General features: G+C 66.6%; 15 protein-coding genes. 7 read left to right on the forward strand and 8 right to left on the reverse strand.

Annotated elements, in window-relative coordinates; genetic code table 11:
- Positions 1–40 precede the first annotated feature (40 nt).
- Positions 41–1,267, forward strand: a complete 1,227-nt coding sequence (locus tag A6F68_RS01870; protein ID WP_067675539.1) for an NAD(P)/FAD-dependent oxidoreductase — start codon at positions 41–43, stop codon at positions 1,265–1,267.
- On the opposite strand, the gene queG is transcribed toward A6F68_RS01870, so the two are convergent.
- Positions 1,251–2,306, reverse strand: coding sequence for a tRNA epoxyqueuosine(34) reductase QueG (gene queG, locus A6F68_RS01875; RefSeq protein WP_067675542.1), 1,056 nt, complete (start codon positions 2,304–2,306; stop codon positions 1,251–1,253). The two genes, A6F68_RS01870 and queG, sit on opposite strands and share 17 nt — an antisense overlap.
- A 44-nt stretch (positions 2,307–2,350) precedes the next feature.
- Between queG and A6F68_RS01880 the strand changes: the two genes are divergently transcribed.
- From A6F68_RS01880 to msrB, 4 genes are all read left to right on the forward strand, one after another.
- Positions 2,351–3,331 (forward strand): ABC transporter ATP-binding protein, encoded by a 981-nt coding sequence (locus tag A6F68_RS01880; protein WP_067675546.1) that lies wholly within the window; start codon positions 2,351–2,353, stop codon positions 3,329–3,331.
- Positions 3,328–4,572: an ABC transporter permease gene (locus A6F68_RS01885; RefSeq protein WP_067675549.1), complete on the forward strand. Its 1,245-nt coding sequence runs from the start codon at positions 3,328–3,330 to the stop codon at positions 4,570–4,572. Before A6F68_RS01880 ends, A6F68_RS01885 begins: the two co-directional genes overlap by 4 nt.
- Positions 4,573–4,676: 104 nt before the next feature.
- On the forward strand, positions 4,677–6,005 hold the full coding sequence (locus tag A6F68_RS01890; RefSeq protein ID WP_067675552.1) for a cytochrome P450: 1,329 nt from the start codon (positions 4,677–4,679) through the stop codon (positions 6,003–6,005).
- Between the two features lie 91 nt (positions 6,006–6,096).
- Positions 6,097–6,582, forward strand: a complete 486-nt coding sequence (gene msrB, locus A6F68_RS01895; RefSeq protein WP_418368987.1) for a peptide-methionine (R)-S-oxide reductase MsrB — start codon at positions 6,097–6,099, stop codon at positions 6,580–6,582.
- Between the two features lie 115 nt (positions 6,583–6,697).
- On the opposite strand, the gene A6F68_RS01900 is transcribed toward msrB, so the two are convergent.
- The 3 genes from A6F68_RS01900 to A6F68_RS01910 all read right to left on the reverse strand — a co-directional run bounded on the left by A6F68_RS01900 (position 6,698) and on the right by A6F68_RS01910 (position 7,735).
- The gene (locus tag A6F68_RS01900; RefSeq protein WP_067675557.1) at positions 6,698–6,964 is read right to left on the reverse strand and encodes a GlsB/YeaQ/YmgE family stress response membrane protein; all 267 of its coding nucleotides are present in this window, start codon (positions 6,962–6,964) and stop codon (positions 6,698–6,700) included.
- A gap of 166 nt (positions 6,965–7,130) precedes the next feature.
- Entirely contained in the window at positions 7,131–7,430 is a 300-nt protein-coding gene (gene sciP, locus A6F68_RS01905) for a CtrA inhibitor SciP (protein WP_067675559.1), read from the reverse strand.
- Entirely contained in the window at positions 7,427–7,735 is a 309-nt protein-coding gene (locus tag A6F68_RS01910; protein ID WP_067675561.1) for a hypothetical protein, read from the reverse strand. The genes sciP and A6F68_RS01910 overlap by 4 nt, the downstream gene beginning before the upstream one ends.
- Before the next feature lie 159 nt (positions 7,736–7,894).
- Between A6F68_RS01910 and mnmA the strand changes: the two genes are divergently transcribed.
- Positions 7,895–9,031, forward strand: a complete 1,137-nt coding sequence (gene mnmA, locus A6F68_RS01915) for a tRNA 2-thiouridine(34) synthase MnmA (RefSeq protein WP_067675564.1) — start codon at positions 7,895–7,897, stop codon at positions 9,029–9,031.
- On the opposite strand, the gene A6F68_RS01920 is transcribed toward mnmA, so the two are convergent.
- Positions 9,028–9,360 (reverse strand): hypothetical protein, encoded by a 333-nt coding sequence (locus A6F68_RS01920; RefSeq protein ID WP_067675567.1) that lies wholly within the window; start codon positions 9,358–9,360, stop codon positions 9,028–9,030. The two genes, mnmA and A6F68_RS01920, sit on opposite strands and share 4 nt — an antisense overlap.
- A gap of 35 nt (positions 9,361–9,395) precedes the next feature.
- On the opposite strand from A6F68_RS01920, the gene A6F68_RS01925 reads away from it, so the two are divergent.
- A complete protein-coding gene (locus A6F68_RS01925) occupies positions 9,396–10,529 on the forward strand; it encodes a serine hydrolase domain-containing protein (RefSeq protein ID WP_067675570.1) in 1,134 nt (377 codons plus the stop codon).
- Here A6F68_RS01925 and A6F68_RS01930 read toward each other — a convergent pair.
- The 3 genes from A6F68_RS01930 to pdxH are packed head-to-tail and all read right to left on the reverse strand — an operon-like array spanning position 10,514 to position 12,854.
- Complete coding sequence (locus tag A6F68_RS01930; RefSeq protein ID WP_067675573.1) at positions 10,514–11,299, reverse strand: PhzF family phenazine biosynthesis protein; 786 nt, start codon at positions 11,297–11,299, stop codon at positions 10,514–10,516. The genes A6F68_RS01925 and A6F68_RS01930 overlap by 16 nt on opposite strands.
- Complete coding sequence (locus A6F68_RS01935) at positions 11,296–12,249, reverse strand: cation diffusion facilitator family transporter (RefSeq protein WP_067675576.1); 954 nt, start codon at positions 12,247–12,249, stop codon at positions 11,296–11,298. Before A6F68_RS01935 ends, A6F68_RS01930 begins: the two co-directional genes overlap by 4 nt.
- Positions 12,246–12,854, reverse strand: coding sequence for a pyridoxamine 5'-phosphate oxidase (gene pdxH / locus A6F68_RS01940; RefSeq protein WP_067675579.1), 609 nt, complete (start codon positions 12,852–12,854; stop codon positions 12,246–12,248). The genes A6F68_RS01935 and pdxH overlap by 4 nt, the downstream gene beginning before the upstream one ends.
- Positions 12,855–13,020 lie beyond the last annotated feature (166 nt).

Here is a 13,020-nt window from a genome sequence, read left to right on the forward strand (position 1 = left end):
GCGCTTGACGACCGTCGAGATTGCGGCAAGTCCGCCGCGCATGGACAGCGCGGATGTCGTCATCGTCGGATCGGGCCACGGTGGAGCGCAGGCGGCGATCGCCTTGCGCCAACAGGGGTTCGAAGGCTCGATCCTCATGCTGGGGCGCGACCCCGAGTTGCCGTACGAGCGGCCCCCGCTGTCGAAGGAATACCTCGCGCGCGAGAAACCATTCGAGCGCATCCTGATCCGTCCGGCCGCATTCTGGGACGAGCGGGAGGTTGCCTTGCGCACGGGCGCGGCGGTCACCGGCGTCGATCCCTCGGCACACACCGTCAAGCTATCGGACGGTAGCGAGGTGGGTTACGGCAAGCTGATCTGGGCGGCCGGGGGCGATCCCCGGCGACTGTCTTGCGGCGGCGCCGACCTGTCCGGGGTCCACGCGGTGCGCGACAAGGCCGATGCCGATCGCATCATGGCCGAACTCGACAACGGCGCGAAGCGGGTGGTCGTTGTCGGCGGCGGCTATATCGGGCTGGAAGCGGCAGCGGTGCTGACCAAACTCGGCTGTACCGTCACGCTGCTGGAAGCCCTGCCTCGCGTCCTCGCCCGCGTGGCGGGCGAAGCCCTCAGCACTTTCTACCAGTCCTATCACCGCGAGCACGGGATCGACGTTCGCCTCGACACCACAGTCGAAAAACTCGAAGGCGAGAACGGCTGGGTGCGCAGGGTCGTGCTCGCCGACGGGGACACCATTGATTGCGACATGGTGGTGGTGGGGATCGGCATCGTTCCCGCGGCAGGCCCCCTCATCGCCGCAGGCGCGGCCGGCGCGAACGGGGTCGACGTCGACGAATTCTGCCGCACCGTCCTGCCCGATATCTACGCGATCGGCGATTGCGCGGCCCATGCCAGCGCCTGGGCGGATGGCGCCGTGATCCGCCTGGAATCGGTCCAGAACGCGACTGACATGGCGACGACGGTAGCCAAGCACATTACCGGCACGGAGGAACCCTACCGCGCCTTCCCGTGGTTCTGGTCGAACCAGTTCGATCTCAAGCTGCAGACCGCCGGCCTGTCGCTCGGCCACGATGCGACTGTGGTTCGTGGCAACCCGGACGAGGCGAAGTTCTCAGTTGTCTACCTCAAGGAAGGCCGGGTCGTCGCTCTCGACTGCGTCAACTCGACCAAGGATTACGTCCAGGGCCGCAAGCTCATCGAAGCGAGGGCGGCGCCTGCCCCGGATGAACTCGCCGATCCCGACAAGCCGCTCAAGGAGCTGCTGTAAGTTCCTTCACCGCCCATTGCGCCGCTTCCGCGACGACGGGATCGGCATCCTGAGTAAGCGTCCGCACTTGTGGCAGGAGGCGCCCGTCGGCCGAATTGCCCGCCGCGATCAGGCAGTTTCGCACGAACCGTCCTCGCCCGATCCGTTTGATCGGACTTCCAGAGAACAGTGCTCGAAAGCCCGCATCGTCGAGCGCGAGCAGTTCTTCGAGTCTCGGCGCTGCAAGCTCGGCGCGGGGCAGAAACGCGCGATTGGCGGCCGCTGCGTCGGCAAACTTGTTCCACGGGCATACCGCCAGGCAATCGTCGCAGCCGTAGACGCGGTTGCCGATCGCCTTGCGGAATTCGACCGGGATGGGTCCCGCGTGTTCGATGGTAAGATACGATATGCACCGCCGGGCATCGAGGCGGTAAGGTGAAGGGAAGGCGTCGGTGGGGCAGGCGCGCTGGCACGCATCGCACGATCCGCATCGGTCGCCGTGAGGCGCATCGGGCGCGAATTCTATCGTCGTGTAGATCGCGCCGAGGAACAGCCACGACCCGTGGTCCCGGCTGACGAGGTTGGTATGCTTGCCTTGCCAGCCAATCCCCGCCGCTTCGCCTAGCGGCTTTTCCATGACCGGCGCGGTATCGACGAAGACCTTGACTTCGGCCCCAGGTGCCTCGGCCACGAGCCACCTGGCAAGGCGCTTCAGCGCCTTCTTGACCGTGTCGTGATAGTCGCGCGCCTGCGCATAGACCGAAATGCGGCCCCGGTCGGTTTGTCCTTCGAGCGCGAGCGGGTCGTTCTCCGGTGTGTAGCTCATGCCCAGCGCGATCACGCTTCGGGCTGCAGGCCAGAGACCTTGGGGCGAGGCCCGCTCGGCCACGCGCTGCTCCATCCACTCCATCGATCCGTGGGCGCCCTCGGCGAGCCACGCGCGCAAGGCATCGCCCCGATCGAGCGAAGCGGGAGCAACGCCGACCGCAACGAACCCCTCGGCCCGGGCCCGCTCGATCAGTCGCGGGCGCAAATCACTCGAAACCAGCGCGTTAACCAATCTTGGGGTTGCTCCCGTTCACGTGCCACGGTTAACCCGCTGCGATGCATGCACCGCTAAGCGCTAGGACCCCGGCGAGCAACGACCGTCCGCTCGCGATCGAGGCTCGCGGCCTGGTCAAGAAGTTCGACGGGACGACCGCGGTCGACGGCGTCGACCTGTCCGTGCCCGAAGGGGCGATCTACGGGGTGCTCGGACCCAACGGTGCGGGCAAGACCACTACTCTTCGCATGCTGCTGGGCATCATTGACCCGGACGAGGGCGTGCGCCGGGTATTCGGTCACGAACGACCCCACGATATCGCCCGGCTGATCGGCTACCTGCCCGAAGAGAGAGGCCTATATCCATCCATGAAGGCCTTCGAGGCTATCGGATTTCTCGGCGCACTGCGCGGCATGCCGCTTGCCGAAGCGAAGCAACGCGGGCGCGAACTGCTAGAGGAGCACGGGCTCGGCCACGCGGCCGACCGGCAGATTCGCCAGCTGTCGAAGGGCATGGCGCAAACAGTGCAGCTGCTCGGCACCCTGGTCCATCGTCCGCGCCTGGTGGTCCTCGACGAGCCGTTCAGCGGCCTCGACGCGCTCAACCAGGGCAAGCTCGAGCGGATGATCCGCGCCCTCGCGGCCGATGGCACGACGGTCATCTTCTCGACCCACGTCATCGCGCACGCCGAACGGCTGTGCGAAGGCGTGGCGATCATTGCCGGCGGCAAGGTGCCCTATGCCGGGAGCGTCGATTCGGCGCGCGACCGCATTCCTGCCCAGGTGCGGCTCGAGACCGCCGCCGAGGACGGGCCATGGCGGGCCGCACTGCCCACGGATGCCCGCCACGAAGGGCGGTACTGGCTGTTTTCCCTTCCCGAAAGCGGCATCGAGCCGCTGCTGCGCGCCCTTATCGAAGGCGACGCGGGAATCCTGTCGCTCTCGATCGAGCGCGCCGGCCTGCACGACGCCTTCGTCCACATCGCGGGCGAAGCTGCTGCTCGCGCGCTGGAAGAAGACAGCCCGGCGGAGCAGGTCCGATGAGCACCGAAACGCATATCGCGCCGATGAGTCGATTGCCGCTCGTGACGGCCGCATTCGTCATCGCCCGCCGCGACTTCACGGCCATCCTGTTTTCGAAGGCCTTCCTGTTCTTTCTGCTGGGCCCGGTATTCTTCGGTCTCATCAGCGTCGGCGCCGCCTCGGTCGGACGCAAGGCGGCGGAGAACAGCGACCCGCCGGTGTTGGCCGTCATGCTGGCGCCAGAAGCCGCAGGGGCGATCGAAGCGGCCCATGCGCGCGTATCACCTCTCGTCGACCTGCCCGCGATCGAAGTCGTGCCTGCCGGCGAGGCAACATCCCCGGAGGCAGTGCTGCGGGAGAGCGGCCGCAATTACGGAGCGGTGCTCTCGGGCACTCTCGCACAGCCGCGGCTGACAGGGACCAGCGAGCGGATCGGGCGCTGGCAAGGACCGGTATCGTTGCTTGCAGCGAGCGCGCTCGATACGCCCGGCCCCTATCCGCCGGTCGCCCTGTCACCCACGGCGAGCAGCCAGTCGACCGTGAAGCGGGCGCGCACCGGCACGGCGACCGCATCGGTCACCCTGATGTTCCTGCTCACCATGCTGCTCGCGGGCATGGTCATGTCCAATCTGGTCGAGGAAAAGGCGAACAAGATCATCGAGATTCTTGCGGCGGCGATCCCGATGGACGCCGTCTTCGTCGGCAAGCTGTTCGCTATGCTCGCGGTCAGCTTCGTCGGCCTCGCCGTCTGGGGTGGAGTGGGCCTGCTCGGCATCCTGGCGGGTCAGGCTCAGCTCGGTTCCTTCCCCGTCCCGGCGGTCGGATGGCCGACATTCATCGCGCTGTTCCTCGTCTATTTCGCGATGGCCTATCTCCTCATCGGCTCGATCTTTCTCACCATCGGCGCGATGGCACCCACGGTGCGCGACGTGCAGACGCTGTCGATGCCCGCCACAATGCTGCAGCTCGGCGTGTTCTTTCTGGCGACGTATGCGACGAGCGATCTCGGGTCGCCGGTGGAGATGTCGGCACTCGCTTTCCCCTTGAGCAGCCCCTATGCGATGGTCTCCCGTGCGGCGCAGGAAGCGGCGATCTGGCCGCATCTGCTCGCGCTGTCCTGGCAGGCCTTGTGGGTCGCGCTGTTCGTGCGCTTCGGCGCGCAATTGTTCCGCCGCCGCGTGATGAAGTCGGGGCCGCATCAGCCCCGCGCGAAAGGTTTCCTGAAGCGAATGCGCCCCGCGAGAGCCAAAGCGAACGCCTGATCGGTCGCAATTCGCAACCTGCTATTGACACCACGGTAAGCAAGGGCAGGATGGGCGTTGAAAGAGGCGGCACTCGACGGAGTCGCCCAAGCAGGAGAGAATCGATGGCGACGCAGCCACTCGAAATGCCGAAGACCTGGACCACTTCGCCGACCGCGACCGAAGCGCTCGAACGTGCGCTCAAGGAGAATCCGCAGGCCCTCCGCGAGCACAAGGAAAAGTGGGACGTCAGCCGGTCGGACATCTATTTCGAGGACCGCTGGCAGCCGATCTTCCGCGAAATGCGCGCCGCAGGCGACCTCCACAAGGTCGAGAACAGCCCATTCGGCCCACACTGGAACGTGGTCAGCCACCGGGCGATCCAGCATATCGAGGCGCTCCCTGACCTCTATTCCTCTGCCGAGGGGATCACGATTCTCGACCGGTTGACCGACGAACAGCTTGCCGAACTCGGACGCGACCGGTTCGAGCTGCCGATGTTCATCGCGATGGACCGGCCCAAGCACACCGGCCAGCGGCGGACCGTCGCGCCGAAGTTCACGCCGTCGAACATGGCCGACATGGACACGGAAATCCGCCAGCGCACCGGTGAGTTGCTGGATTCGCTGCCCCGGCGCGAAGTGTTCGACTGGGTGGACAAGGTCTCGATCGAGCTCACCACCGGCATGCTTGCGATCCTGTTCGACTTCCCGTGGGAAGATCGCCGCCTGCTGACCTTCTGGTCCGACTGGGCCGGCGATACCGAGATCGGCCTGATTCGCGACCTCGACCTGCAGCGTCAGGGCATCATTCGCGAGATGGGGGCCTATTTCACCAGGCTGTGGATGGAGCGCGCGCAGAAGGAACCGACGCCCGATCTCATCTCGATGATGATCCACTCGCCTGCGATGAACCAGATGAGCCCCGAGGAGTACATGGGCAACCTGATCCTCCTCATCGTCGGCGGCAACGACACGACCCGCAACACGATGAGCGGCATCGTCCACGCGTTCGACAAGTTCCCCGACCAGCGCAAGCTGTTCGAGGAGCAGCCCGACCTGATCCCCAACGCGGTCCAGGAGTGCATCCGTTACCAGACCCCGCTGGCCCACATGCGCCGGCAGGCGACGGAGGACAGCGAGATTTTCGGGCAGACCGTCAAGGCCGGCGAAAAGCTCATCCTGTGGTACCTGTCGGCCAACCGCGACGAAACGGTGTTCGAGAACCCCGACAAGCTCGACATCACCCGCGAGAACGCGCGGCGTCACCTGGCCTTCGGGTATGGCATCCACCGCTGCGTCGGCGCCCGTCTGGCCGAACTACAGCTCAAGGTGCTGCTCGAGGAAATGCACAAGCGCCGGATGCGCGTGCACGTGGCCGGCAACGTCGAGCGGGTGCGGGCGAATTTCGTCCACGGCTTCCGCAAGATGGAAGTCGAGATCACCGAGTTCTGATCCGCGCTCAAGTAGCGCAAAGCGCGATAGCGGACGTACAAACTGGTTCAGTAACCGTTCGGCGGCGATGCGCGAAAGAGGAGGCATGAAAATGCAGACGTCTCGCCGTTCGTTCTTTTCCTGGCTGTCGGCCGGGGTGGCCGTCCCCGTTCTGGCCGCTTGTGGCGGAACGCCCGCCGAGGCCAAGTCGTGGCCTAAGGGCCTCAGCGACGCCCAATGGAAAGCGAAACTGACCAAGAACCAGTACTGGATTCTGCGAGAGGCGGGCACCGAGCGCCCGTTCTCGCATCCGCTGGACAAGGAAAAGCGCGCTGGCACCTTCCTGTGCGCCGGCTGCGCGAACGAACTCTATTCGTCGACCACCAAGTACGACAGCGGAACCGGCTGGCCGAGTTTCTGGAAGCCCCTCCCCGGCGCCATCGCGACCGATACCGACTACAAGATCGGGTACCCGCGGACCGAGGTGCTGTGCGCCGATTGCGGGGGGCATCTGGGTCACGTGTTCGACGACGGGCCCAAGCCGACCGGCAAGCGTTATTGCATGAACGGCGGCGCCATGACTTTCCGGCCTGCCTGATCTCGATGCGCTACCGGTTCAGCCTTCGGCTGTGCTTCGCAACCGCTAATTAACCGCAGGCACGAAAAAGGCGGCGAAGCCGAAGCCTCGCCGCCCTTTCTTTGTGCTTCGTCGCTTAGCGGATACGCTTGCGCTGCACGAGATTGGCGATGGCGAGCAGGATGATGGCGCCGACGATCGCGACGAGGAACCCCGGGAGGTTGAACGTCTGAATCGTGGTGTCGATGCCGAGCAGCGGGCCCGCCAGCAGATTGCCGAGGATCGCGCCGACGATACCGACGATGATGTTCATGATGATGCCCATCGACGCATCGCGCGCCATGACCATGCTTGCAAGCCAGCCGGCGACGCCGCCGACGATGATAGCGATAATCCAACCCATTTTCCGGCACTCCTCCTGTTGATGCGCCCAATTCTTGCGCTCCGTATGCCGCTATGAACGGCGGGTGCGCCAAGGCGTTCCCCGGCCTCGTTGAGCCGGGAGGAGGAAGCTATCCCGTTTCGGGATAATTACCGAGCGATTTCGCCGGGGTTGCCGACCGTGCGAATCAGTACTTCAGCTGGCGTTCGTAGAGATCGCGGTAGTGCTGGATGCGCGTAACGCGCAGGCCTTGCATGCCCGAGCGGTCGACCGCGCGCTGCCACGAGGCGAACTCTTCGAGCGTGAGGCCATAGCGCTCCAGCACCTCGTCGATGGTCAGCAGGCCGCCATTGACGGCGGCGACCACCTCTGCCTTGCGGCGCACGACCCAGCGCTTGGTGTCGGGCGGCGGCAGGTCGGCGACAGTCAGCGGCTCGCCGAGCGGGCCGATTACCTGTGCGGGCCTGATTTTCTGGTTCTCGATCATCGCGTTCCCTGGTCGCTCTCGGCCATGGCATTGGTGGTGCCGGCGGTTATTGCCTCGAGCGGTTTCACGCCCCCTAAAGCAGCAAGGTTAACACCCGGTTGGTCCTGACCTGCGCAATGGTCGGTGTCGTAGCCGAGCCCGTCCGCAGCGTGGATGATGAAGCTGCCCCCGTTCCCGGGGGCGCGGGCCGTCAGTGCGCGCAGATCGCGGGCCGCGCCGAATCGCGCGACGAGTTCGCCCCACTCTAGCGGGCGCAGAATCGCGCCATTCACGGGGACGCTTGAATGGATTGCAGCTTCGAACATGAAGCGTGTGATATGCGACGACCGGTCAAGAACCGGTAAAGCCGCCATTTACTGCCGGTTAGGAGGTCCTAACCGTTTGAAAGGGTGCAAACTGGCTTCGTTGGCCCGGTAAGTGTATGCGCCGCCGCCGACGTGAATGCACCCACCGCCCTTTCGCCCATGCTGACCCCGGACGCAGCCGCCGCGCTGTTCGACCTTCCGCGCGCGGCGCAGGCCTGCCGGATCGTGGTCGCGATGTCGGGCGGGGTCGATTCGTCGGTCGTGGCGGCACTTGCCGCCGCCAGCGGGGCCGAGACCATCGGGGTAACGCTCCAGCTTTATGACTACGGCGCCGCCACCGGTCGCAAGGGGGCGTGCTGCGCAGGCGACGACATCCGCGACGCGCGCGCTGTCGCCGACCGGCTCGGCATCGCGCATTACGTCTTCGACCACGAGAGTCAGTTCCGCGAAGAGGTGATCGACCGCTTCGCGGATGACTACCTTGAAGGGCGCACCCCTGTCCCGTGCATCCGCTGCAACATGGGCCCCAAGTTTACCGACCTTCTTCGCATGGCGCGTGAACTGGGCGCGGATTGTCTCGCGACCGGGCACTACGTGCAGCGTGTGGCGGCGCCGACGGGGACGGAACTGCACCGCGCGGTCGATCCTGCGCGCGACCAGTCCTACTTCCTCTATGCGACGACCGAGGCACAGCTCGATTTCCTGCGCTTTCCGCTCGGCGGCCTGCCGAAGAGCGAAGTGCGCCAGCTCGCCGAAGCCGCCGGCCTGCGTAATGCCTCGAAGCCCGACAGCCAGGACATCTGCTTCGTTCCCGACGGCGATTACGCGAAGATCGTGAGGAAGCTGCGACCCGAAGGCGCGCGGCCCGGTCGCATCGTCCACGCTGCCACCGGCGAGATGCTCGGTCAGCACGGCGGAGTGATCCACTACACCGTCGGTCAGCGTCGCGGGCTCGACATAGGCGGCCAGCCCGAGCCGCTCTACGTTATCGGACTGGACGCGAAGATGGCCGAGGTGCGCGTCGGGCCCAAGGCGATGCTGGCGGTGACGGCCGCACACCTGGTCGAGACCAACCGTATCGGGCCGCTGCCCTCGCACGGCCTCACTGCCAAGGTCCGCAGCCTGGCCAAGCCCGTGCCCGTTACACTCGAAGGCCCACTCGGCGATGATGCCGCGACCACCATTCGCTTCGCTCAACCGGAATTCGGCGTGGCACCCGGGCAGGCGGCGGTGATCTACGCAGGAGAGCGGGTCGTCGGCGGAGGGTGGATCGATTCGACGGAAGGCCCCGCCTAGCCGTTCCAGGGATCCAGCACGCAACCGTATCCCGGCTTCATCCGCGCGGTGTCGCTGAACAGCAGCATGCGTGCGGTCACGCTCTTGTCATCGGGATCCTCCGACAGCGTGACGAGTTCCATCCCGCCGATCTTGTCCTTCGCGCAATCCTCGAGCGGGCGTCCGGCGACATATCGGCACGAACAGGCGACGCGCGCGCTGTAGGCGGTGGCGGCGTTGGCATAACCGGTCGCGGCCGAGCCGAACGCCAGCCACAGCGCAAGCAGCGCGACCACCGTTGCCCCGATCCAGACAAGACGATTGGCCTTGCCTGCCTTTACCGTTGCCAACCCGATTCCTCCCGTGCGATTGCCCGCGGTGTCCGATGCGCCATCCCGCCTCCCTTATCGCCGCACTGGCCGCGCTGCCAGCCCCGCTCCTCCTGTTGGCTGCCTGCTCGTCGCAGCCGCCCGCACCCGATCCGCTGACCAAGGAAGCGCTTGCGGCAGTGCGGGCCGATCCGGGCGCGCCGACCGAACAACTCGCTCGGGAAATCGACGACCTATTCGCCAACGAGGGCCTCGGCGAAACCCGCGCGGTCGTCGTCATGCACGCGGGCGAACTCGCCGCCGAACGCTATGCAGCAGGCTACGGGCCCGAGACCCGTTTCGTCAGCTGGTCGATGGCCAAAACGGTCACCGCGACGATGATCGGCCTGCTGGTCGCGGACGGGCGGCTGACGCTCGACGAGACGCCGCCGATCCCGCGCTGGCGCCGGGCCGGCGATCCGCGCGGAGAGATCACGCTGCGCCAGCTGCTTCAGATGCGCAGCGGCCTGCGCCACACCGAATCGGGCGACCCGCCCTACGAATCGAGCGAAGTGCGGATGCTTTTCCTCGACGGGCGCGACGACATGGCAACCTTTGCCGAATCGCAGCCGCTCGAAGCCGAACCGGGCCGCGAGTTCGAGTATTCCAGCAACACGACGGTCATCCTCGCCGACATCGCCGCGCGGGTCCTGACCCGCAGCACCGACCCCGACGTGCGGCGCAAGGCGGTGGCGGACTATCTCCAGACGCGCCTGTTCGGGCCCCTGGGGATGACGTCGATGGTCCCCGAATTCGACCGCGCGGGCACGCTGGTCGGCGGGAGCCTGATGCACGGCACGGCGCGCGACTGGGCGCGGTTCGGAGAGTTCCTGCGCAACAAGGGTAGCTATCGCGGCACGCAGGTCGTCCCGCGCCGCTGGGTCGAGTTCATGACCACTCCATCGCCCCGCAGCGGTCACTACGGTGCCCAGACCTGGCTCAACCGCGATCCGCCCGAAGGAAACGATCCCCTGTTCGCCGATCGCGGGCCGAAGAGCCTCTTCGCGATGATCGGGCACATGGGCCAGTACGTCCTCGTCGCGCCGGACCGGAAGCTCACCGTGGTCCGGCTCGGGCATTCCGACCGGGAGGAACGCCCACCGATGCTGCAGGAGCTGGCCGACGTGGTCGCCCTCTACCCCGGTACGTAGAGCGCGCCCTCCACAACCGTCGTACACCGGCCCCCGAGCCAGACGCGATCTCCCTCCATCCGGCAGGTGAGGTCGCCGCCGCGATCCGAGGCCTGGTGCGCGGTGAAGCTGCCGCGCCCGAGCCTTTCCGCCCAGAACGGCGCAAGCGCCGCGTGGGCCGACCCTGTTACGGCGTCCTCCCGCGCACCCGGCCCGCCGACGAATACCCGGCTGACGACGTCGCTTGCCGAACCGCGCGCGGTGCACGCGAACTGGTCGTTGCCGATGTGCGACAGGGCTTCGAAGTCGGGCGAGAGGGCGTGGACCTCAGCCTCGCTGGCGAAGAGGTAGATCCCGTAGCGGTCCGCGTTGCGCCAAGTTTCGAGCGGTCGCGCGCCGAGCAGTGCTTCGGCGTCGGGCCGTTCGCGCGGCTGAGTGCGAATCGCCCGGAGCGCCAGTTCGTAGCCGCCTGACGCGCGGCGAACCTCGACCGCGTCTCCTGCCCTCGTAAGGAGCGTGACCCGATCGGCGCCATCGCGGCCGAGGAGAACGTGTCCGCACGCAAGGCTGGCGTGGCCGCACAGCATGAGCTCGGCCCACGGCGTCCGCCAGCGGACCTCCCACTCATCCGCACGGGGAACGAGGAACGCCGTCGCGGGCAGCTGCAGCTCGTCGGCGATCGCCGCGAGCGCAGCGTCGGGCAGCCAGTCATCGAGCTGGACGACCCCGGCCGGATTGCCGGCGTACGCCCGGTCGGCGAACGCATCGACGTGCCAGAACGCCAGCTTCACCGCGCCGGCGCCGAACCCGCATCGGGCAGCAGTTCCTCGGCTGCGGAGCCGGTTTCGTCGACGAGGCCCTCGGGATCGGGATGAATCAGCACCTCGACCCCGGGAAACTCGGCCTCGATCTGCGCCTCGAGCTCGTCCATCACCCGATGCGCTTCGGCGACGGTCATGGCGGGATCGACCGCGGCGTGGAACTGGGCGAAGTCGTGCGCTCCGCTGGTCCGGGTGCGCAGGTCGTGGACACCGCGAAGCTCGGGGTGCGAGGCAATCACCGCAACGAAGGCCTCGCGCCTTTCCTCGGGCCATTCTTTGTCCATCAGATGGTCGATCGCTTCGGAGGACGCGCGCCACGCGCCCCAGGCGAGCCACAGCGCGATGCCGAGGCCGAAGGCCGCATCGGCCCCGGCGACGCCGATCAACCGGTCGAGCACCAGCGCGGCGATCACCGACAGGTTGAGGAAAAGGTCCGATTTGTAGTGAACGTTGTCGGTCTTGATCGCGAGCGAGCCCGTTCGCCGGATGACGTAGCGCTGCCAGGCAAGCAAGGCGAAGGTCGCCGCGATCGCCACGAGGGAAACGGCAATGCCCTCGTTCGCCGATTCCACGCGCCCTCCGGCGACGAGCTGGCCGATGGCGCGCGTCGCAATGCCCACTGCGGACAGCGTGATCAGTACGACCTGAAACATCGCCGCGAGTGCCTCGGCTTTGCCGTGACCGAAGCGATGGTTTTCGTCGGCGGGCATGGCGGCAATCCACACGCCGACGAGCGTCGCGATGCTGGCCACCAGATCGAGCCCGGTATCCGCGAGACTGCCGAGCATCGCGGTCGATCCGGTCTGCAACACCGCCCACGCCTTCGAACCGACCAGGAATGTCGCCATCGCGATCGACGCATAGGCGGCACCGCGGGTGAGCCGCGCGCGATCCGCCGGAGTGAGACCTGTCGCGGTCATGGATAGAGCAGCGTGCTGGTCCAGCCGCCGTCCGCGGTGCGCACGAAGCGGCGCCGGTCATGGAGCCGGTTGGGCCGGTCCAGCCAGAATTCGATTGCCTGCGGGTCGAGCGTGAACCCGGTCCAGTAGGGCGGGCGCGGCACTTCCCCTGCGGCCTTGCAGGCGCTTTCGAGTTCCTCGACGCGGGCGATGTAGGTCGCGCGGTCGTCGAGCGGGCGCGACTGGTCGCTCGCGGCGCTACCGACCTGGCTGGAATAGGCGCGGCTGTGGAAGTAGGCATCGGCCTGTTCGGGCGTGACTTCGGTCAAGGGTCCTTCGATGCGAATCTGGCGGCGCAGGCTCTTCCAGTGAAACAGCAGCGCGGCCTGCGGATTGGCGAGGATCTCGCCGCCCTTCCGGCTTTGCGCGTTGGTGTAGAACGTGAAGCCTTCCGCACCCCATTCCTTGAGCAGCACCATGCGAACCGACGGGGCGCCGTCGGGCGTAGCGGTGGCCAGCGCCATCGCGTTCGCATCGTTGGGTTCGGCGTCGCGCGCATCGGCGAACCATGTGCCGAACAGGCCGAGAGGATCGGAATCGGGAAGCGCTGAGCGGTCGGCATCCATCGTCAAGTTCTCATCCCTGTCACACCTGTCACACTGTCCTGGAGCAAAACATGCGCCCTTCGCACCCGCGAGTGCAGCGGCGAATGGCGACCTGGATCGTGCAAGCCATGCCGCGGCCCTACTCCCCCGGCATTCTGTAGGAAAGTCTCGCTTCTTGCGCACCCGG

This window comes from Tsuneonella dongtanensis (genome assembly GCF_001698205.1).
GTDB classification, from domain to species: Bacteria; Pseudomonadota; Alphaproteobacteria; order Sphingomonadales; family Sphingomonadaceae; genus Tsuneonella; species Tsuneonella dongtanensis.

Excerpts from the sequence above, each read along its gene's own strand:
- A6F68_RS01925 (WP_067675570.1), top strand. The coding sequence starts at position 9,396 with ATGCGCCATCCCGCCTCCCTTATCGCCGCACTGGCCGCGCTGCCAGCC.
- A6F68_RS01870 (WP_067675539.1), top strand. The coding sequence starts at position 41 with ATGGACAGCGCGGATGTCGTCATCGTCGGATCGGGCCACGGTGGAGCG.
- mnmA (WP_067675564.1), top strand. The coding sequence starts at position 7,895 with ATGCTGACCCCGGACGCAGCCGCCGCGCTGTTCGACCTTCCGCGCGCG.
- A6F68_RS01900 (WP_067675557.1), bottom strand. The coding sequence starts at position 6,964 with ATGGGTTGGATTATCGCTATCATCGTCGGCGGCGTCGCCGGCTGGCTT.
- A6F68_RS01910 (WP_067675561.1), bottom strand. The coding sequence starts at position 7,735 with ATGTTCGAAGCTGCAATCCATTCAAGCGTCCCCGTGAATGGCGCGATT.
- A6F68_RS01935 (WP_067675576.1), bottom strand. The coding sequence starts at position 12,249 with ATGACCGCGACAGGTCTCACTCCGGCGGATCGCGCGCGGCTCACCCGC.
- A6F68_RS01885 (WP_067675549.1), top strand. The coding sequence starts at position 3,328 with ATGAGCACCGAAACGCATATCGCGCCGATGAGTCGATTGCCGCTCGTG.
- A6F68_RS01880 (WP_067675546.1), top strand. The coding sequence starts at position 2,351 with ATGCATGCACCGCTAAGCGCTAGGACCCCGGCGAGCAACGACCGTCCG.
- sciP (WP_067675559.1), bottom strand. The coding sequence starts at position 7,430 with ATGATCGAGAACCAGAAAATCAGGCCCGCACAGGTAATCGGCCCGCTC.
- A6F68_RS01890 (WP_067675552.1), top strand. The coding sequence starts at position 4,677 with ATGGCGACGCAGCCACTCGAAATGCCGAAGACCTGGACCACTTCGCCG.
- msrB (WP_418368987.1), top strand. The coding sequence starts at position 6,097 with ATGCAGACGTCTCGCCGTTCGTTCTTTTCCTGGCTGTCGGCCGGGGTG.
- pdxH (WP_067675579.1), bottom strand. The coding sequence starts at position 12,854 with ATGGATGCCGACCGCTCAGCGCTTCCCGATTCCGATCCTCTCGGCCTG.